The organism is Planococcus sp. VCh962, assembly GCF_057748275.1.
Genome location: NZ_JBYLHS010000002.1, coordinates 272,267 through 292,317, shown reverse-complemented (window position 1 = coordinate 292,317; position 20,051 = coordinate 272,267). Strand labels below are relative to the sequence as shown.

General features: G+C 47.4%; 21 protein-coding genes and 1 riboswitch. Of the genes, 20 read left to right on the top strand and 1 reads right to left on the bottom strand.

The genetic code is table 11. From position 1 onward, the window contains the following. Window positions 1-9: 9 nt before the first annotated feature. Window positions 10-195, bottom strand: a complete 186-nt coding sequence (thmT, locus tag AC3AQ9_RS08790; protein ID WP_488307087.1) for a 2-hydroxymuconate tautomerase — start codon at window positions 193-195, stop codon at window positions 10-12. A gap of 61 nt (window positions 196-256) precedes the next feature. Here thmT and AC3AQ9_RS08785 point away from each other — a divergent pair, with 61 nt between their 5' ends. The 20 genes from AC3AQ9_RS08785 (at window position 257) to AC3AQ9_RS08690 (ending at window position 19,999) form a co-directional block, all read left to right on the top strand. Next, entirely contained in the window at window positions 257-772 is a 516-nt protein-coding gene (locus tag AC3AQ9_RS08785) for a YwhD family protein (protein WP_488307086.1), read from the top strand. Between the two features lie 735 nt (window positions 773-1,507). Next, a complete protein-coding gene (speE, locus tag AC3AQ9_RS08780; RefSeq protein ID WP_488307085.1) occupies window positions 1,508-2,341 on the top strand; it encodes a spermidine synthase in 834 nt (277 codons plus the stop codon). Between the two features lie 3 nt (window positions 2,342-2,344). Continuing rightward, the gene (gene speB, locus AC3AQ9_RS08775; protein ID WP_488307084.1) at window positions 2,345-3,217 is read left to right on the top strand and encodes an agmatinase; all 873 of its coding nucleotides are present in this window, start codon (window positions 2,345-2,347) and stop codon (window positions 3,215-3,217) included. A 383-nt stretch (window positions 3,218-3,600) separates the two neighbouring features. Next, the gene (locus AC3AQ9_RS08770; RefSeq protein WP_488307083.1) at window positions 3,601-4,098 is read left to right on the top strand and encodes an antibiotic biosynthesis monooxygenase family protein; all 498 of its coding nucleotides are present in this window, start codon (window positions 3,601-3,603) and stop codon (window positions 4,096-4,098) included. 157 nt (window positions 4,099-4,255) lie between these two features. Continuing rightward, entirely contained in the window at window positions 4,256-4,666 is a 411-nt protein-coding gene (locus AC3AQ9_RS08765) for a YwiB family protein (RefSeq protein ID WP_488307082.1), read from the top strand. After that, window positions 4,663-6,324 (top strand): arginine--tRNA ligase, encoded by a 1,662-nt coding sequence (gene argS / locus AC3AQ9_RS08760; RefSeq protein ID WP_488307081.1) that lies wholly within the window; start codon window positions 4,663-4,665, stop codon window positions 6,322-6,324. The genes AC3AQ9_RS08765 and argS overlap by 4 nt, the downstream gene beginning before the upstream one ends. Before the next feature lie 45 nt (window positions 6,325-6,369). Next, window positions 6,370-6,556: riboswitch (cobalamin riboswitch) on the top strand. A gap of 104 nt (window positions 6,557-6,660) precedes the next feature. Then, window positions 6,661-7,635: an ABC transporter substrate-binding protein gene (locus tag AC3AQ9_RS08755; protein WP_488307080.1), complete on the top strand. Its 975-nt coding sequence runs from the start codon at window positions 6,661-6,663 to the stop codon at window positions 7,633-7,635. 7 nt (window positions 7,636-7,642) lie between these two features. Further along, window positions 7,643-8,620, top strand: coding sequence for a FecCD family ABC transporter permease (locus AC3AQ9_RS08750; protein WP_436837195.1), 978 nt, complete (start codon window positions 7,643-7,645; stop codon window positions 8,618-8,620). A gap of 1 nt (window position 8,621) precedes the next feature. Beyond that, window positions 8,622-10,082, top strand: coding sequence for an adenosylcobinamide amidohydrolase (locus tag AC3AQ9_RS08745; protein WP_488307079.1), 1,461 nt, complete (start codon window positions 8,622-8,624; stop codon window positions 10,080-10,082). Then, window positions 10,079-11,032: an adenosylcobinamide-phosphate synthase CbiB gene (gene cbiB, locus AC3AQ9_RS08740; RefSeq protein WP_488307078.1), complete on the top strand. Its 954-nt coding sequence runs from the start codon at window positions 10,079-10,081 to the stop codon at window positions 11,030-11,032. Before AC3AQ9_RS08745 ends, cbiB begins: the two co-directional genes overlap by 4 nt. Beyond that, on the top strand, window positions 11,019-12,098 hold the full coding sequence (gene cobD, locus AC3AQ9_RS08735) for a threonine-phosphate decarboxylase CobD (protein WP_488307077.1): 1,080 nt from the start codon (window positions 11,019-11,021) through the stop codon (window positions 12,096-12,098). Before cbiB ends, cobD begins: the two co-directional genes overlap by 14 nt. Further along, a complete protein-coding gene (locus AC3AQ9_RS08730) occupies window positions 12,080-12,628 on the top strand; it encodes a bifunctional adenosylcobinamide kinase/adenosylcobinamide-phosphate guanylyltransferase (RefSeq protein WP_488307076.1) in 549 nt (182 codons plus the stop codon). The genes cobD and AC3AQ9_RS08730 overlap by 19 nt, the downstream gene beginning before the upstream one ends. Then, complete coding sequence (locus AC3AQ9_RS08725; protein ID WP_488307075.1) at window positions 12,591-14,087, top strand: cobyric acid synthase; 1,497 nt, start codon at window positions 12,591-12,593, stop codon at window positions 14,085-14,087. The genes AC3AQ9_RS08730 and AC3AQ9_RS08725 overlap by 38 nt, the downstream gene beginning before the upstream one ends. After that, window positions 14,084-14,854, top strand: a complete 771-nt coding sequence (cobS, locus tag AC3AQ9_RS08720; protein WP_488307074.1) for an adenosylcobinamide-GDP ribazoletransferase — start codon at window positions 14,084-14,086, stop codon at window positions 14,852-14,854. The genes AC3AQ9_RS08725 and cobS overlap by 4 nt, the downstream gene beginning before the upstream one ends. After that, window positions 14,827-15,411, top strand: a complete 585-nt coding sequence (locus tag AC3AQ9_RS08715) for a histidine phosphatase family protein (protein WP_488307073.1) — start codon at window positions 14,827-14,829, stop codon at window positions 15,409-15,411. The genes cobS and AC3AQ9_RS08715 overlap by 28 nt, the downstream gene beginning before the upstream one ends. Beyond that, window positions 15,363-15,791 (top strand): bifunctional adenosylcobinamide kinase/adenosylcobinamide-phosphate guanylyltransferase, encoded by a 429-nt coding sequence (locus AC3AQ9_RS08710; protein ID WP_488307072.1) that lies wholly within the window; start codon window positions 15,363-15,365, stop codon window positions 15,789-15,791. Before AC3AQ9_RS08715 ends, AC3AQ9_RS08710 begins: the two co-directional genes overlap by 49 nt. Next, on the top strand, window positions 15,763-16,350 hold the full coding sequence (locus AC3AQ9_RS08705) for a cob(I)yrinic acid a,c-diamide adenosyltransferase (RefSeq protein ID WP_488307071.1): 588 nt from the start codon (window positions 15,763-15,765) through the stop codon (window positions 16,348-16,350). The genes AC3AQ9_RS08710 and AC3AQ9_RS08705 overlap by 29 nt, the downstream gene beginning before the upstream one ends. Then, window positions 16,343-16,825: an ECF transporter S component gene (locus AC3AQ9_RS08700; protein WP_488307070.1), complete on the top strand. Its 483-nt coding sequence runs from the start codon at window positions 16,343-16,345 to the stop codon at window positions 16,823-16,825. The genes AC3AQ9_RS08705 and AC3AQ9_RS08700 overlap by 8 nt, the downstream gene beginning before the upstream one ends. After that, complete coding sequence (locus tag AC3AQ9_RS08695) at window positions 16,825-17,508, top strand: alpha-ribazole-5-phosphate synthase (protein ID WP_488307069.1); 684 nt, start codon at window positions 16,825-16,827, stop codon at window positions 17,506-17,508. Before AC3AQ9_RS08700 ends, AC3AQ9_RS08695 begins: the two co-directional genes overlap by 1 nt. Before the next feature lie 352 nt (window positions 17,509-17,860). After that, entirely contained in the window at window positions 17,861-19,999 is a 2,139-nt protein-coding gene (locus AC3AQ9_RS08690) for a (Fe-S)-binding protein (RefSeq protein ID WP_488307068.1), read from the top strand. The last annotated feature ends 52 nt before the right edge of the window (window positions 20,000-20,051 follow it).

Below are 20,051 nucleotides of genomic sequence, written 5' to 3'. Positions count from 1 at the left end.
CGCTTTTCTTTAGATGTCGCTGAAAAGCTTGCCTTTAACACCGTAGTCGGTCTTCTTCATGTCTTCGATAAAGACAGTGACGTTTTCAACCGGTGCTCCAGTTGTTTCTGATACCGCTTCAGTTACTTTCTCAACCAATGCGCGCTTTTGATCTTCTGTGCGGCCTTCGAGCATTTTGACAGTTACGTATGGCATAATAGTTACAGCTCCTTTTTTTAAGATACAACAATCATATCAGAACGGGAGGAAGGTACACATGGCAAATGAAGAAAAACCAAAACAAAAAGTTGGATTCACCATTATAAAGAATGATCCGACAGATGGCCACAAAGGCTATGGCATCGGATCACTGTCCTTGGAAAACGTATCTCCGCTTTTTATTGACATAGAAGAAGGTGAAGCATTCATTGACATTGGTGCAATGCATGCGCGCAGTGAAGTGGAACGCGGCATTAAATTCACCGTAAACCGGGAAGACTCAGCCGGCGGCAAACCATATTGGCTGGTGTGGATCACCATTGATTTCAATCCGGAAGGCCCTTATTATGCCGGGGTAACGGCATGCGAAATGGTGGTTAACCGTGAAAAACGGCGCGGCTATAAGATTTTGGCTGATCATGTCAATTTAATGGACAAGTCAATGAAACGAAAAATCATCGTTGATCATATGGATGAAACATCCAAACGGGTTCTGGCAGAGTACTTGAAAAAACACAATCCCGAAATGTGGGAGCGCAGCATGGAACAGCTTCGTCAAGACCTGAATTCATAAAATACTAGAGATTTGTACGAAATGTGACATTTGGAAATGCTTCCGACATGCGGTTGAAGTTGGCCAAAAAAGGAAGTAAACTAGTATTACAGCTTTTAAATAGAAAGCTAGGACACCTGATTTGCGGGCAAGTGCCGTGAGCCATTGCGAGAAAGAGAAACTTCAATCAGTGGAGGTTCCCACCTCCAACTGATTGTTAGTTGATCCGATCGGACATTTACGGTCAGTGCCCCACTTGGAAAAGTGGGGTCATACTGACCGTTAAAGTGTGAGAAAACCCAAGCCCAATGCCTCATGTCTCTTTCTCCGCGCTATCAGGATAAATAGGTTTTCTGTGAAGGGAAAGATTCCCTGTACAGAAAACCTTTTTATTTGCGGCATATTAAGAACTGCAGCGGGTAAAGAGGATTATGAAAAGAGAAACTCAATCAGGGAGATTTTTCCTCCCTGATTGATAGTTGAACCAATCGGGCTTATACGGCCAGTGGTCTGGCGTTCGGAAAAGCGGAAGCCATACTGGCCGTTAAAGCGCGATAAAGAGAAACTCAATCAGGGAGGTTTTTCTCCCTGATTGTTAGTTGAACCAATCGGGCTTTTAGGGCCAGTGGCCTTACGTTTGGAAAAGCGGAAGCCATACTGGCCGTTAAAGCGCGAAAAAAATATTGCACTTTCATTAAAAAGAATTATACTTTTTTAAGTAGTTTTAAAATGACGGGAAAAGGAGTTTGATTATAGATGGCAGGATTTTGGTATACAGAAAAACAAACCGAGAACTTCGGGATTACGATGAAAATCAATAAAACGCTTCACACCGAGCAAACGGATTTCCAATACTTGGAGATGGCAGAAACAGCTGAATGGGGCAATATGCTTTTCCTTGATGGCATGGTCATGACGTCTGAGAAAGACGAGTTCGTTTATCACGAAATGGTGGCGCACGTTCCATTGTTTACTCATCCTAATCCAGAGAACGTTCTGGTTGTTGGCGGTGGAGACGGCGGAGTAATCCGTGAAGTGCTCAAGCACCCTTCTGTTAAAAAAGCGACACTTGTCGATATTGACGGCAAAGTGATCGAGTACTCGAAAAAATTCTTGCCTTCAATCGCATCAGGTCTTGAAGATTCACGTGTTGAAGTGATTGTCGGAGACGGCTTTATGCATATTGCTGAATCTGAAAACAAATACGATGTGATCATGGTGGATTCAACGGAACCGGTCGGCCCGGCAGTGAACTTGTTCACTAAAGGTTTTTACGCAGGGATTTCACGTGCGCTGAAAGAAGACGGCATTTTTGTCGCACAATCGGACAACCCATGGTTCAAAGCGGATTTGATCGAGCAAGTTCAAAAAGATGTGAAGGAAATCTTCCCGATCACAAAATTGTACTTGGCGAACATCCCGACTTACCCAAGCGGTCTATGGGCATTCACAATCGGTTCGAAAAAATACAATCCATTGGAAGTGCCAGCTGAGCGTTTCCATGACATCGAAACAAAGTATTATACAAAAGAATTGCATAATGCGGCATTCGTATTGCCGAAATTCGTGAAAGATTTGGCAGGCGAATAAACGATGAGATTTGACGAGACATATTCAGGCAAAGTTTTCATCAAAAGCCATCCGAATTATGAAGAATCCAAAGCAGTGCTGTATGGCATGCCGATGGACTGGACGGTAAGTTACCGCCCGGGTTCACGTTTCGGCCCAAACAAAATCCGTGAAGTATCCATCGGCTTGGAAGAGTACAGCCCGTATCTGGACCGGGAGCTCGATGATGTGAAATTCTTCGATGCCGGAGACATTCCATTGCCGTTCGGCAATCCGGAAAAATCCCTGCTTGAAATTGAAACCTATGTCCATACTCTTTTGGCAGACGGTAAAATTCCGATCGGCATGGGCGGCGAGCACTTGGTGTCATTGCCGGTCATGAGAGCAGTGGCAAGCAAATACGACGATTTGGCGATCATCCATTTTGACGCGCACACGGACCTTCGTGAAAACTACGAGGGTGAAGAATATTCGCATTCTACACCGATCCGCAAAATCGCAGACCATATCGGGCCGACAAACGTCTATTCATTTGGCATCCGTTCCGGCATGAAAGAAGAATTTGAATGGGCAAAAGAGCAAGGCATGCACATTTCAAAATTCGAAGTGCTGGAGCCGCTGAAAGAAGTATTACCGACTCTTGTGGGACGTCCGGTATATGTCACGATCGACATTGATGTATTGGACCCGGCGCATGCGCCAGGAACTGGCACAGTTGACGCTGGTGGTATCACTTCACGTGAACTGCTCGCATCCATCCACGCAATCGCTGCATCAGATATCAACGTTGTCGGTTTCGACCTTGTTGAAGTGTCTCCCGTCTACGACCATTCAGATCAGACTGCCAATACGGCAAGCAAACTGATCCGTGAAATGATTTTGGGCTGGGTGAAATAAGAAAAGTGGAGGTGGCTGTCCAGTCCTGACAAGCTTAAGGCAGAACATGTAGGGAATCTTGATTTCCGAAATGGGCTGACTTAAGACCTCGAGAACCTAGCCGCCGAAACTGAACAATAAGAAAAGTCAAAGCCGGTCTGGATTTTCCAGACCGGCTTTGACTTTTGTGCTGTAAATCATTTGAAACAGGCCGAATGATCATAGAACTCCGTTGAGTGATCATAGAGAGGTCGTGAGTGATCATAGAACCCCGTCGAATGATCATAGGGACAATAAAACTGATCATAGAACTACGAAAAGTGATCATAGCACCTCAAAAATAGAATCTCTGAATTAAAACCGGTAAGATAATAGAGAATCATTATCTGGAAGAGGTGCTGACAATGGAATTATACAAATGGACGGGCCATCGGGACCAGGGCGTCGCAATTCTGGCAGCTATGGCAAATGCGCGGCTGGTGTATTTAGTCGACGGCGAGGAATCGGTGTTGCTTTATGAATCAGAGGGCGGAGCGCCTTTGCAGGGATTTGAAGCGTACCAGGTGCTAAATGCTGTCGGTGACATCAACGACGGCTATTATGCAGTATTCAACAATATTCCGGTAACGGATGAAGGCCGTGAGCTATTTGAATCGCGTTTCCAAAATAGAGCGGGCATGGTCGAGAAAGAACCCGGTTTTGCGGCTATACGTGTATTGCGCCCTGTCAATTCGGATACCTATATCATCCTGACTATTTGGAAAGACGAGAAGTCGTTTACGGACTGGCAGCAATCGCAGGCATACGGCCAGGCTCATGCGAAGCGGGGAACGTCAGAAGGAATCGATAAAAAGCCGAATATTTTCCCTCGACCTTCTTTTGTCAAAACGTATATCAAATGACAAGCAGTTCTTGAAAACCACTCATATGGGTGGTTTTTTGAATAGCCAAATTTCAATTCCAGCAGATCCAAGCATAAAATGAAACTTAAATTGAAATGGGACCTTGAATCGGGCTATAATAAAAAGGCTATTGCTATTACATAAAGGAGGCGGCGGAATGCAAAAAACTGTGAAAATAAAACTCACGACAATTATCCGTCAGCCAGACGTAGCAGAACAGCTGCTGGAGTTGTGGTCACACGGCACGCTGACAATAAAAAACGATCGACGCTACTTGCAGTATGAGGAGCAGGTGGAAGAGCTGCTGATCCGGACTACAGTGAAGCTCAGCGAAAACGAAGCAGTGATTATGAGAAGCGGCGGCCTGCAGATGCGGCTACCGTTTTTATTACATAAAGAACAAACAGGGAATTTAACAAATGAGCAAGGCACTTTTATGCTGACGACTAAAGCCCACGAGCTGACAGTCAGCGATACACGCTTTAAAGTCCGTTACGATCTGGCGATGGGCTCTGCCCACGTCGGGGAATATGAAATGGAAATCCAATTTATGGAGGGTCAAAAATGAATGCAGTAGAAAAAGTACAGCACGCCATTAAACTGGCAATCAGTGAAGCGGTTCAAAAAGCGGAATTGACGCCTGAACCAGTCGAAGTTTACCTGGAATCACCAAAAGACAAAGCGAACGGCGATTATGCCACAAACATTGCGATGCAATTGGCGCGTGTAGCAAAAAAAGCGCCGCGTGTGATTGCGGAAGCGATTGTCGGGAATCTTGACAAGGACACGGCGAATATCGAAAAAGTGGATATTGCCGGCCCAGGTTTTATTAACATCACAATCAAAAAAGATTATCTGCAAGATGTAGTGAAGACGGTCCTGGAGCAAAAAGAAGACTACGGCCGCACAAATTCAGGCGGAGGCGAGCGTATTCAAGTTGAGTTCGTATCTGCCAATCCGACAGGTGACCTTCACCTTGGGCACGCCCGCGGTTCATCGGTCGGCGACTCACTTTGCAACGTACTGGATGTTGCGGGTTACGATGTATCACGTGAATACTATATCAACGATGCCGGCAACCAAATCAATAATTTGGCACTGTCTATCGAAGCGCGTTATTTTGAAGCACTTGGCGAATCGCTGAACATGCCGGAAGACGGCTACCGTGGCCAGGATATCAAAGACATCGCTGAAGATCTTGTCAAAGAGCATGGTGATAAATTTGTCCATATGACCAAAGAAGAACGTTTTGAAGCGTTCCGCAAACATGGCTTGAAAGTGGAACTGGCGAAGCTGCAGAAAGACTTGGCTGATTTCCGCGTTGAGTTTGATGAGTGGTTCTCCGAAACTTCTTTATACGAAAAAGGCGAAATTGAAATTGCATTGAACAAGCTTCGTGAGAACGGCCATATTTACGAAGAAGATGGTGCAACTTGGTTCCGTTCAACGACATTCGGCGATGACAAAGACCGCGTATTGATTAAGAACGACGGTTCGTTTACGTATTTGCTGCCGGATATCGCTTATCATGAAGACAAATTGTCGCGCGGTTTTGATAAGCTCATCAACATCTGGGGAGCTGACCACCACGGTTATATCCCGCGCATGAAAGCGGCAATTGAAGCGCTTGGCTATGACCGCGATACACTTGAAGTGAGCATCATCCAAATGGTACAGCTGTACAAAGACGGCGAAAAGATGAAAATGAGCAAACGTACCGGTAAAGCCGTAACAATGCGTGAACTAGTTGAATTGGTTGGCTTGGATGCAGTGCGGTATTTCTTCGCTATGCGATCAGGCGATTCACATATGGACTTTGACCTGGATCTTGCCGTATCGCAGTCCAATGAAAACCCGGTCTATTATTCCCAATATGCCCACGCGCGCATCTGCTCGATTCTGCGTCAAGCGGAAGAGTTAGGATTCTTTGCATCTACAGATAATTTGGATCTCTTGGCTTCGGAAAAAGAAATCGATGTCCTGAAAAAAATCGGGGACTTCCCGCAAGTGGTGGCAGATGCAGCAAAACTGCGTGCACCGCATCGCGTGACTACTTATATTCAGGAATTGGCGGCACACTTCCACAGCTTCTATAATGCCAATAAAGTATTGGACACTTCCAACGCGGAATTGACAGCTGCGCGCCTGGCATTGATTACCGCTGTCAAAACGACTCTTGCAAATGCGTTGAAATTGGTCGGCGTATCTGCTCCTGACAAAATGTAAGAGACACTGAAAGAATTTTGTGTATAATTAACTTATTAAGAAACTTAATAATTCAATCATAAAGGTGCTTATGTCTAAGAACATGAGTTAAAAGGGAAGCCGGTTCGATTCCGGCGCGGTCCCGCCACTGTAAGTGAGAGCAATCTGCCAAATGCCACTGAAGCAACGCTTTGGGAAGGTGCAGTACGCCATGATCACAAGCCAGGAGACCTGCCTTTATGAGAACGCCCACTAAGCCTGCGAGGACCGGCTGGATGCACACGCTTTTTTATGTCGTCCTTTCAATCTCCCGCAGTGTCTGCGGGAGATTTTTATATTATAAAAGGGGATGTCGAGATGAAGAAGTATTGGAAGTTTGGAGCAAGTGCAGGAGTGGCAGCGATGCTGCTGGCAGGGTGCGGCGGACAAGAAGCACCAGCAGGAGAAACGGCAGAAACACAGGTAGAACCGCCGAAAGAAGTGGCAGAAACTGAATTTCCAGTAACGATGATGGATGCAGTAGGTGAAGAAGTTGTAATCGAAGAAGAACCGAAAGCGATCGTTTCCATGGTGCCATCAAATACAGAAATTGCTTATGAACTTGGCTTGGGAGAAAAGATGGTCGGAGTATCCGATTTTGATAATTACCCGGAAGAAGCAGCAACTGTCGAGAAAATCGGCGGCCAGGAATTCAATGTTGAAAAAATCATCAGCTTGCAGCCGGATTTGGTATTAGCCCATGAATCAGGTGTGGGTGTCGGTGAAGCAGGGCTTCAGCAATTGCGTGATGCCGGCATTAAAGTATACGTTGTCCAGGAAGCCCAAAGTTTTGATGAAGTATATGAAACCATGACGGTTATCGGGCAAGCGACCGGTGCAATGCAAGAAGCGGATGCACTCGTTTCTGAAATGGAAGCACAAGTAGATGAAATCGAAGAACAAGCGAGCAAAATCGAAGAACCCAAAAAAGTATTTGTTGAAGTTGGCAGCGATCCGGAGATCTACACTACCGGCAGCGGAACATTTATGGATGAAATGCTGGACATCATCAACGCTGAAAATGCAGCGGGTAACCTTGAAGGATGGGTCAGCATGGACCCGGAAGCGATTGTCGAAGCCAATCCCGATGTGATCGTGTCGACAGAAGGTGCTTACGTGCCGGATGCTGTTGAAAAAATCAAAGCACGCAGTGGCTTCGCTGAAGTGACAGCAGTAAAAGACAATGCAGTTTACAATGTCGATTCGGATAAAGTCACCCGTTCCGGCCCGCGGCTGACAGAAGGTTTGATGGAACTGGCACAAGCTGTTTATCCTGAGGTTTTCAGTGAGTAAAAACAGCCTGGCCTATATTGTCTCTTTCATTCTTTTGGGAGGGGCTGTATTGCTGGGGGTAACGGTCGGCACGGTTTCCATTTCGCCGGAAGTGCTGTGGAATCCCGAGTCGGATGAAACAGCTGCCAATATTTTATGGAATATCCGGATGCCGCGTGTGGTTCTGGCAGGCCTGGTCGGTGCAGCACTGGCAATTGCCGGTGCAGCATTTCAAGGCCTGCTTAAAAACCCATTAGCCGATCCTTACACTTTAGGAGTGTCATCCGGTGCCTCAGTCGGCGCTGTGATGACGCTCTTTTTCGGCATTTCAGTCCCGTTTTTAGGGAATTACACTTTGCCGGTGATGAGCATGCTGGGCGCATTGTTGACGATGTTCGCAGTGATGGGATTTGCTAAATTGGTCGACCGGTCCATGAAAATGGAAACAGTCATTTTAACAGGGATCATTTTCAGTTCATTTCTCGGTTCGGTCATTTCCTTAATGATAGCGTTGACCGGGGAAGAGCTTCGCCAAATCATCGGCTGGCTTCTTGGCAGTGTATCCATGCGGGGCTGGCCTTACGTCCAGATGGCCTTGCCGTTTATCCTCATCGGCTCCTTCTTGCTATGGCTGAACCGGCGTGAATTGAATGCCATGCTGTTCGGGGAAGAGCGGGCACAGCATTTGGGAGTAGACGTGAAAAAAAGGAAAATGATGATTCTCATCAGTGGATCGATTCTGACCGGAGCGGCTGTGGCCGTGTCTGGAACAATCGGCTTTGTTGGCTTGGTCGTGCCGCATATGACGCGGCTGGTATGGGGATCGGATCATCGGCATGTCCTGCCGCTTTCTTTTATCAATGGCGCTGCGCTGTTGATCATTTGTGACTTGGTATCACGGACGATCATTTCACCGACGGAACTCCCTATTGGAGTAATTACCGCATTTATCGGAGCACCGGTTTTTGCGTTCATCTTTTTCCGCCAACGGAAAGGAGTGGCTTGATATGTTGAAAATAACAGGATTGATTGGTGGATACGGAGAGAAGAATATCGTCAATGACGTTTCTTTCCAAGTTTCAAAAGGTTCGATGCTTGGTATTTTGGGGCCGAACGGCAGCGGGAAATCCACCATGATGAAATTAATCAGCGGGGTGCTGCCTTTAAAGAGCGGAAAGATTGAAATTGAAGAAAAGTCGATCACAGATTTTGGGGCTAAGGAACTGGCCAGACAAATGGCCGTTTTGCCTCAGCTTCATGCGCATGCATTTGCCCATACGGTCCGTGAAACGATTTCGCTTGGAAGATACCCGCATCAAAGCGGCTGGTTTTCTTCCTGGTCTGAAGAAGATGAAGCGGCTGTGACAGAAGCCATGCGCTTGATGAATATCACCCATTATGAAAATACACAAATCGACCGTTTATCAGGGGGAGAGCAGCAGCGTGTTTTCGTGGCCCAAGCATTGGCCCAAAATGCGAAAATCCTGTTGCTCGATGAACCGACCAATCATTTGGACATCAACCATCAAAAAGAACTGCTGGATACCATAAAAAAACAAGCGATTGAAAAAGAATTGACCATTGTATCGATTTTCCATGACATCAATATTGCGTCCATGTATTGCGATCAATTATTACTATTGGACCATGGCAAGATTGTTCGCATGGGGGAGCCGCATGAAGTGGTACGGGAACAGGATATTGAAGCCGTCTACCAGACGCGGGTCAGCAACCACCCGCATCCGGAGCTTCCAAAACCGCAAGTTACGCTCCTTCCAGGAGTAAAACGGCGGACAGAAGAATGGGCCATCCGCGCCGAAGACTTCGCAGTTTCGCCGAATATGGTGCTTTACCAAAGTGAAGTTCCTCTGAAAACCGTATCTTCAGCGGTAATCAATGCAGGAGCCGGCTGGTTCCGGACTTTCATCAATCGCCATGTGGACATGAATTATAATATCGACGACAGTTTGATGGAAATGACGGAATTTATTGAAGGATTGGGTTTTAAACCTACCGATACTGTCGGAATGATGACTGCTGTACAAACCCAGGATGCTATCGTGAAGGAGTATGAAGCTTCTTTCGGTTCCGTTGTTATTGCAGTGACTGCAGGAATTGGTAATGCAGTGGATGTCTCGAAGGCACTTGAGCGTGCCGTGCAAGTTGGAACGATCAATACGTGGATCATGGTCAATGGCAAATTATCGGATGAAGCTTTTATCCAAGCGATGATTACCGCTACGGAAGCCAAAACAAAAGCGCTTCATCTTGAAGGTGTAATGGATCCGCTGACCAATACATTGGCGACAGGAACTTCGACTGACAGCTGTTTGGTCGCTGCTACACAGCGGGGAGAGTTTTTGCCATACGGCGGTCCGATCACCGAGCTTGGCAAGTTGATCGGAGCAGGGGTGTTTGAATGTACCGTGGAAGCAATCGGCTTATACCGTGAGGCGAAAAAGGCATGATCAGCCACATTTTTGCTATTGGACTGGCTCTCATAATCGACCGGATCGTCGGAGATCCTCATGGCTGGCCACATCCGGTCCGGTGGCTGGGAACCTTGATATCAAAGCTGACAACCAAATGGAACCATCCGCCGAATGCTTTTCGCAACGGTTTTTTCCTCATCATAGCCACTGCTGCGGCAGCTTTCGGAACGGCTTATCTATTGGTGGCGGGAGCATATGCCGTTCACTGGAGTATGGGCTTTCTCATCGAAACGCTTTTAATCGCTTCTGGCCTTGCACAAAAAAGTTTGCGTGACGCGGCAGAAGACGTATACCAGCCGCTGATTCAGAAGGATTGGAGCGGGGCCAGGGAAAAGCTTTCCTGGATTGTCGGGCGAGACACCGCCCATTTGAATGAAAGTGAAATTACCCGCGGCGTTGTCGAAACCGTGTCAGAAAATACGAGCGACGGCATTACGGCACCGATGTTCTGGGCATTTCTGCTGGGTGCACCCGGGTTATGGCTGTATAAAGCAGTCAATACTTGCGACTCGATGGTGGGTTATAAAAATGAGGAGTTTGCGCAGTTTGGCTATGCCTCGGCCCGCTTGGATGATGCCTTGAATTTTATTCCGAGCCGCCTTACCGGAGCATTGATTCTATTGGCTACCGAAAATAAACGAAATCTTACGATGCGTCAGCGTTTTGCGGAGTGGGCACGGGATGCCGTTAAGCACCCGAGCCCGAACAGCGGCTGGCTGGAAGCGGCAACTGCCGTCCAGCTGGGCATAGAACTCGGCGGCGTCAATACATACAAAGGAGTCCGTTCGGACCGCGCCCGTATGGGAACGCCCATTTACAAACTGGAAGCGAAGCATATTAAAGAAGCCGTGTCGCATATGCATATCGCCACGATTTGGTTTTATATTCTCTTTGCAATAGGAGTGATGATCATTGAATTTGCCTGACCATGGCGCGAACCCGAAACTTTTATATAGACAACTGGGAATGGAAGCGCCTGAACGGATTCTCGATTTCAGCGAGAACGTTCATCCTTTTGGACCGCCAGAATTTATTGAAGCCACCTGGAACTATTTGCAGGAATTGATTAAATATTATCCGGACCCTGATGGAGAGCCGTTCCGAAGCGCAGCGGCAAAATTCCACGGTGTTGAACCGGATCATGTCATTGCGGGAAACGGGGCAGCGGAAATTTTCACTTGGCTGGCCCGCCGTTACCGCGGCAGGCGGGTGTTATTGATTGAACCGGCTTTTTCTGAATACCGCAAAACGCTTGAGGCAGAAGGAGCGGAAGTGGTTGCTGTCCAATTAACGGAGGAAAGCGGCTGGCGCCTGCAGCTGGATGAATTGGTGCCGGCGTTAAAAGGATGTGCTGCTGTTTATATCTGCAATCCGCATAACCCGACAGGACTTTTACTGGAACGGGATGTGCTGGTATCCATCGCTGAAGAATGCAGGAATGCAGGCTGTGAACTGGTCTTGGATGAAGCATTCATTGATTTCGCGGGAGAGGAATTTTCGCTGACTCCGCTGCAGAAAACTTTGCCTCATGTCATTATTGTCCGGTCGATGACCAAGATATATGCCATTCCAGGCCTCCGGCTGGGTTATGCCATCGGTGAACCGGAAGTTTTGAAACAGTTGAAACGAGGCGCAGCCCATTGGAATGTCAATGCGCTTTCGGCTCAAATTGGAGCCCGGTGCTTGGAACAGCAAGCTTACCGGGTGCGTGTAATGGAAGCAGCAGGAATCGAGCGGAAGTCAATGATGCGTTTTTTGGAAGAGAAAGGCTGCGCGGTGACAGACTCCGCTGTGAATTTTCTGTCGTTCCGGCTGCCGGCAGATAAAGCACCGGATTTATTTTTCAATGAAATGTTGAGAAAAGGGATCGTGCTTCGGCACACTAAATCATTCAAAGGGATGGATGGGAACTGGTTCCGCATCGGCATGAAATCAGCTGTCCAAATGCAGGAACTGCGGGAGGCGATCACACAATGGCTGCGGGACAATTGATATTTGTCAGTGGCGGTGTACGGAGCGGAAAAAGCGCTTGGGCAGAAAAATTCATCTATAAAACCGACGCCAATAATAAAATTTACCTGGCGAGCGGACAGGCGTTTGATACGGAAATGGAAGAGCGGATTCAGCGCCACCGGCAGGACCGGAAAGATCAAGGCTGGAAAACGATTGAGCAGCCGCTCCATTTGGAGAAAGTTATTCCGGAAATTGGTGCTGGAGATGTAGTGCTGTGGGATTGCGTGACTACTTGGCTCGCCAACGAATTGTATGAAGGCTGGGAACAAGGAGCACCTTGCGCTGATCGCAAAGACTGTATGGAACAAAAATGGTCGGCGTTACAGGAAACTCTCCGGCAAATCCGAAATCAGGCAGAACTTTTGGTCATCGTGTCAAATGAAGTATTGGATGACTTTGTACGGGATCGTACTTATCAGCAATGGCTCGGCCGAATTCATATATGGCTCGTGGATCAGTCGGACAAGGCATATGAAGTGGAAAGTGGAGTCGCTTATAGAAGGAAGTGATGAAATGCGCGGAATCATGATTCAAGGAACTTCATCCGACGTTGGAAAAAGCATGATTTGCACGGCATTCTGCAGGCTGATGGCTGATCAGGGCTATAATGTGGCACCTTTCAAATCACAGAACATGTCAAATAACTCTTACGTAACGGTACTTGGAGAAGAAATCGGACGGGCACAAGGCGTGCAGGCTGAAGCAGCCGGCATTGTGGCAACTGTTGACATGAATCCGATTCTGTTGAAACCGGAAAGCGGCATGAAATCACAAGTGGTGCTTTTTGGAAAGAAATTAGAGGCAATGGACGGCATGGATTACCGGCATCATTTTTATGAACAGGGGCTGGCTGCCATTGACCAGGCGCTTTTGAATCTGTCAAAAGAGTTTACACATGTGGTGATAGAAGGGGCAGGGAGCCCGGCAGAAGTCAATTTGAATGACCGCGATTTGGTCAATATGGCTGTTGCCGAACGGGCTGGCGTACCGGTAATTCTGGTGGCTGACATCGAACGAGGCGGAGTCTTTGCTTCAATTGTCGGAACATTGGCGCTTATGCCGAATCCTGAGCGTGTAAAAGGCTTGCTGATCAATAAATTCCGGGGAGATATTAAGTTGTTTGAAGATGGAATAGCTTTTTTGGAATCTTATACAGGCATTCCGGTCCTTGGGGTGATTCCTTACATGCCAAATCACGCAATTGAACAGGAGGACTCGCTTGGTGTCCGTGAATTGGCGAAGACCGCTCCTCGCCAGCCGATTGATATTGCAGTATTAAAGCATCCTTACCTTTCGAACTTTACAGATATTGAAGCGTTTTTAAGTGAACCGGACGTATCTGTCCGCTGGGTGGAATTTGTCGCAGACTTGGGTATTCCGGACATTGTCATCATTCCGGGGACCAAAAGCACGATTGCAGATTTGAGATACTGGAAGCAGCAAGGCCTTGAACAACACCTGAAATCACTGCCGAATGAATCGAAGATCGTGGGACTGTGCGGCGGCTTTCAGATGGTGGGCGAATGGCTGGCAGACCCGTTTGGCTATGACGGCATAAAAGTGGAATGTGAACAAGGCTTAAGCTTTATTCCGGGCATGGAAACACAGTTCACCGGAGAAAAGTTTGTGCAAAGGCGCAACGGAGTGGCGCATTTTGAGAATTTGGGCATACCTGTAGAAGGGTATGAAATTCATACCGGAAGATCGACTGCGGTAAATCCGCCTTTGGTCCATTATGAAATGGGCAGTGAAGGCTATCAAGACAGCCGCGTTTTAGGCACCCATTTGCATGGCTTTTTTGACAGTCCAGATTGCCGCCGTGCATTTCTGGCGCCTTTCAGGACCATGAAAAAACTGCCGGAGCCGCCAATCCAGCAAGAAATCGATCGCTATGGACGCTGGGCGCTTCATGTGAAGCAGCATATCGACTGGCAAGCGGTCGAGCGGATGATGGAGGCAAACCGATGATGGGGCATCTTACAAACGGTTTGGCTTTGGCTTTTCAGTTTTTCTCAGTGATCCCGGTGAGGAAAGAACTGCCTCTTGAAAAGAACGACGTAACGGCAATGTATCTGTCATTGCCATTAGTGGGAGCCTTGATGGGAAGTGTCTCTGCATTGATTGTTTTTGCCTTAAGGGATTATACGGAAGTGAGCTCCTTGCTTGCCGCATTTGTGATTGTCCTGTTTTTGGTGGCAGCCACAGGCGGTCTGCATCTGGACGGGCTCGCTGATGTTGGCGACGCTTATTTTTCGTATCAGGACAAGGACAAGCGGCTTGAAATCTTAGGAGATCCGAGAATCGGCGCTTTTGGTGCGATGATTTTATTATTCGCGGTTTTAGGCAAAATTATTATCTTGTCAGAACTGATTTACGAAATTTCGTTAAGTTTTCTTATTGCGGTTCCTCTTTTTTCCAGAATCGGTTTGCTGATGCTATTCAGCATAACCAAGACCGCAAAGAAAACGGGACTGGGCGCTTTTTTTCGCCAGCGCGCCAATACCAACTGGCTGATTTTAGCGGCTTGCCTTTATCTGCTGATTGCTGCAGGGGTTCTTGTTTATTTTGCCGGAGTTGTAAATATGGCACTTTTTGCTGCTGCTTTCTTATTGAGCCTCTGGTTTTATCGGAAGTGGTGCCTGCGGCAGTTTGGCGGTGTGACGGGAGACTTGTTTGGAGCTTATATAGAAGGGGCTGAATTGCTGCTATGGACGGTGCTTTTATTCTTCATTTAATCCGGCATGCGCCGACAAAAGGGAATGGCTTGAAGCAATACGTCGGCTGGACCGATGAAGCGATTGTGCCTTTTGACGCTAAAAAGAATACATCAGTGCAGCAGGTCTGGGGAAGTGATTTGGCACGTTGCCGCCAGACGGCAGCAGTCCTTTTTCCGAACGCTATTTATCATGCTGATCCAAACTTTCGGGAATGCCATTTTGGGGACTGGGAAATGAAAACTTATGAAGAATTGAAAAGCATCCAGAGTTATAGGGACTGGATTGAGAATCCGGCCGAATTGGCACCTCCTGGCGGTGAAAGTTTAACAGCTGTCATGCAAAGGGTGAACGAGGCAGTGCAGTCTCTTCCAGAAGGTAACGAATTTTATATTGTTGCACATGGCGGACCAATCCGGTATTTATTGGCCAAAGGAAGCGGGCAGCCTTTTTGGCGGCAAACGGCAGATCACGGGCATTGCTACACATTGGCCTGGCAAAGCCGGAAAACATATGAGGAGGGAGCGCCATGCATATCGTGTTCGGTGGAGCCTTTAACGGCAAACGCCAATATGTAAAAGAATTGTTGGAGAACCGGGAACATATCTGGCTGGAGCGGGAGCTGCCAGACCAAACTGCTCCGTTTCTCGTGGTTGCCGGAATTGAAGAATGGGTTAAGGCTCAGCTCGAGAATGGAATAGATGAAAAAGCTATTATAGATTCGATCGATCAGGCCATTTCATTGCAGCCGCTCAATCAGCAAATCTGGATTTTGACGGATATGAACCGCGGCATTGTTCCAGTGGATCCATTGGAGCGGGAGTTGCGGGATGTAATTGGCAGGCTGTATCAGCAATTATTCAAAAAGGCGGATCTAATCACACGGATTTGGTACGGTATACCACAAACAATCAAAGGGGCGGATGAACATGAGAATTTATACAAGAACCGCGGATAAAGGCCAAACAAGTTTAATAGGCGCTCGCGCTGACAAAGATGCACCACGGGTGGAGGCTTATGGCACGATCGATGAAGTCAATTCATTTATTGGCAAGGCGATGACCGAGCTTGATCCGGAGAAATTTGCGGATTTGCTGGCTGATCTGGAAGCGATTCAAAACGAACTATTCGATTGTGGCGGCGATTTGGCGGATGTCCGCAAAGAACCTCAATATAAAATGACTGAACAGCCGGTGGAAGTGCTTGAATCGCGCATCGATGATTTGATGGAAGAGCCGCCATTATTGGAGCGATTCATCTTGCCTGGCGGTTCGCCGGCAGCAGCGACTCTCCACATCGCCCGCACGATTACGCGCCGGGCAGAACGCCAGACAGTTACATTGATGAAAGCAGGGGAAGATTTCCCGTTGGTCGTCCAGCGCTATTTGAACCGCTTGTCGGATTATTTATTCGCTGCAGCGCGCGTCGCCAATTCACGGACAGGTGTTCCGGATAATGAATATGTCCGCAGTGCAAAAGTATTCAGAAACGGTGGACGTGCAAAGAAAAATGACTAATCCATCGACAAAAAAAATCACGCTGGCCGCTTTATTCATCAGCTTGTCGGCTATTGGCGGCATGATTAAAATTCCGCTGGGTATCGCATCGATTGCCCTTGATTCCTTGCCGGCTCTTGTAGCGGTTTTGTTCCTTTCCGCACCGCTTGCCGGAACAGTGGCGGCTCTCGGGCATTTACTGTCTGCATTATTCGGCGGCATGCCGCTCGGGCCATTCCACATCATCATTGCGCTGGAAATGTGGGCGGTGGTCTGGCTGTTTGCCAAGCTGCACCATTCAAATCGGGCAATCCTGAAATGGCCGGTATTCATTGTCTTCAACGGACTGATTGCAGCGATCCCGTTCTACTTCCTGCTGTCTCCGGCATTTTTCTATGCGTCAGTTCCAGGGCTGCTGGTGGCTGCAACTATCAATGCAGTTGGAGCAGCAATCATTCTGCCGTTTATGAATAAAGTAGGAGAGAAGGTTTTATAATGCGCCATGAATTGCAAGTGGGGGATTGGGTGATCACTTCCGATAACTCAGCAGCAATCGGAGAAAAACCGCACGATGTGGTGGCGGCTTCTGATAAAATTACCGCTAAATTTGCTGCACGGGTGGCGCTGCTTGAGCAGTGGGCCGCCGGAAGTGAGCCGGAAGTGATCCTGCTGCATAACTTTAGCGGCGAAACCCAGTGGAGCCGGTATGTAGAAGGAATCCATGAGCTGTTCGACGAAATCGGAACCGAGGCGCCGAGAATTGCCGGCAGTTCTGAAACCAATATGGAAACGCTGCAGTCGGGTCTAGCGGTGACCATGCTCGGCAAGCGCATCAAGGAAATAAACTCAGAAAGTCTGCAATGGTTTATTTATGGCATGCCGTTGGTCGGCAAAGATGTGCTGGATAAAAGTGAACAAATTGCGGATATGAAAAAAATTTATGAAGCGTTGAGACAAGGTCTTGCTGCCCGAATTTGGCCGGTCGGGTCCAAAGGCATTGCCAAGGAAGCAGAGCAATTGTTTGGCGGGAAACTTACTTTAGCGGCTGAAGTGGATCTTAAAGTTTCAGGAGGGCCGGCAAGCTGCGTATTAATTGGCATCCGGCCGGAACAAATTGATTTGATGAAGCAGCATTTCGGCCAATATGTTTTTCCATTAGATGCGGAAGCACCACTTTGAGTGGTGTTTTTTTATGGGAATTGATTCTATGAGCGGTAGGCGGAGTTCTATGATCACTCAGTGTGGCTCTATGAGCGGTAAATGGAGTTTTATGATCATTCAGCAAGATTCTATGAGCAGTCCAGTCATTTAGATGATTATCTACAGTTATTTTTTGAACATCCATAACAAATTATTGGTTCATTTTATGAGATAGATGTATATAATAGAAAATGTAAACCCTTTCATATTATCTATTGACTGAATGCTCATTCATATTTATTATAGAACATAGTATCGACAATCTTTTATCAGTCACGTAGACTTTGTATAAGGAATTTTTGGAATATACAAACACAAGGGGGATATCATCATGGAGCCATTGCTCATAGCAAACTGGGTTTTGTTTCTTGCAGTAACGGTTTATGCAGTTTACCTGTTTCTCTATTTATTGAAAACTAGGTATGATTTCATAAAGCTTGGCAAGAAAGTGGAGTTTGAGGAAAATTTCAAAGAGCGTTTCCGCAAAGTCATGGTCAATGTTTTCGGCCAAAAGAAATTAATGAAAGATAAGAAGAGCGGAACGATTCACGTAATGTTCTTCTACGGATTCTTGCTGGTTCAAGCGAGTGCCATCGATTTTATCATCAAAGGATTGGTTCCGGGAGCGCATTTGCCGCTTGGACCACTTTATCCGGCATTTGTCTTTTTCCAGGAAATCGTGACTTTGACAATCTTAGTCGCTGTCGTCTGGGCGTTCTACAGACGCTATATTGAAAAGCTGGTGCGCTTGAAGCGCGGCTGGAAATCCGGACTGGTGCTAATTTTCATCGGCGGCTTGATGGTTTCCGTTCTTGTCGGAAACGGTGCAAGCATGATCTGGCAAGGCCACGAAGCTGCTTGGACTGAGCCGGTAGCATCTGTATTTGCGACTTTATTCTCAGGACTTCCAGTTACCGCTGCAGCCGTTATTTTCTATGTTATGTGGTGGGCGCATCTATTGTTCCTATTAACATTCCTTGTTTACGTACCGCAATCAAAACACGCGCATTTGATTTTCGGGCCGGTCAATACGTGGTTCCACCGGGTAGACCATGTGGGCCGCTTGAAGCCGATCAACTTTGAAGAAATGGAAGACAACGAAGACGAAGAGGCTATGCCTTCGTTCGGCGTCGGCAAAATCACTGATTTCAGCCAGGCACAAATGATCGATTTCTACGCTTGCGTGGAATGTGGGCGCTGCACCAATATGTGTCCCGCAACCGGCACAGGGAAAATGCTGTCTCCGATGGACTTGATTACGAAGCTTCGCGACAATTTAACAAATACCGGCGCGGTCATGACCCGCCAAAAACCTTGGGTGCCTGCACTCGCATTCAATAACACCAAAGGAAACCAACTGGCGATGGCTGCCGGTGCTGAAGGGGTAAGCATCGATGAACTTTACAGCCCGAGCTTGATTGGAGATGTCATCACAGAAGAAGAAATTTGGGCATGCACAACTTGCCGCAACTGTGAAGACCAATGTCCGGTAATGAACGAACACGTGGATAAAATCATTGACCTTCGCCGTTACTTGGTAATGACGGAAGGGAAAATGGACAAAGATGCACAGCGTGCGATGACAAACATCGAAAAGCAGGGCAATCCGTGGGGGCTTAACCGCAAAGAAAAAGAAAACTGGAGAGATGCCGCACCTGATGTCAGCATCCCGACAGTTAAAGAAATGAACAAAGCCGGCGAAGAATTTGAATTCCTGTTCTGGGTGGGCTCAATGGGTTCATTCGACAGCCGCTCACAAAAAATCGCCGTATCCTTTGCCCGTTTGATGAATGAAGCTGGCGTCAAATTCGCCATTCTTGGCAATAAAGAAAAGAACTCCGGGGATACACCGCGCCGCTTGGGCAATGAATTCCTGTTCCAGGAACTGGCGACAGCCAACATCCAGGAGTTTGAAAAAGCGGGAATCAAGAAAATCGTCACGATTGACCCGCATGCTTATAACATCTTTAAAAACGAATATCCTGATTTCGGCTTTAAAGCTGAAGTCTACCATCATACGGAAATGCTGTTCGAGTTGGTGCAGGAAGGCCGCTTGAAGCCAAAATTCCCGGTAAATGAAAAAATTACGTTCCATGATTCCTGCTACCTTGGCCGCTATAACGATGTATTTGACGCACCGCGTGAAATCCTGAAAGCGATCGAAGGCGTTGAATTGGTTGAAATGGTCCGTAACCGCCAAGACGGAATGTGCTGTGGAGCGGGCGGCGGTTTGATGTGGATGGAAGAAGACAAAGGCCACCGTGTCAACGTTGCGCGTACCGAACAGGCATTGGAAGTCAACCCGACCATCATTTCTTCCGGTTGCCCGTACTGCCTGACGATGTTGTCGGATGGAACGAAAGCCAAAGAAGTGGAAGACAAAGTCGGCACTTATGACGTCGCTGAGTTGCTTGAAATGGCAGTCATTGGAAACCGAACTGCAAGTTTAGAGCCGACAACCATTCAATAATAATTGCCAAAAGAGAGAAAATTCTATAAGATATAAGCATAAGCAAGAAAAT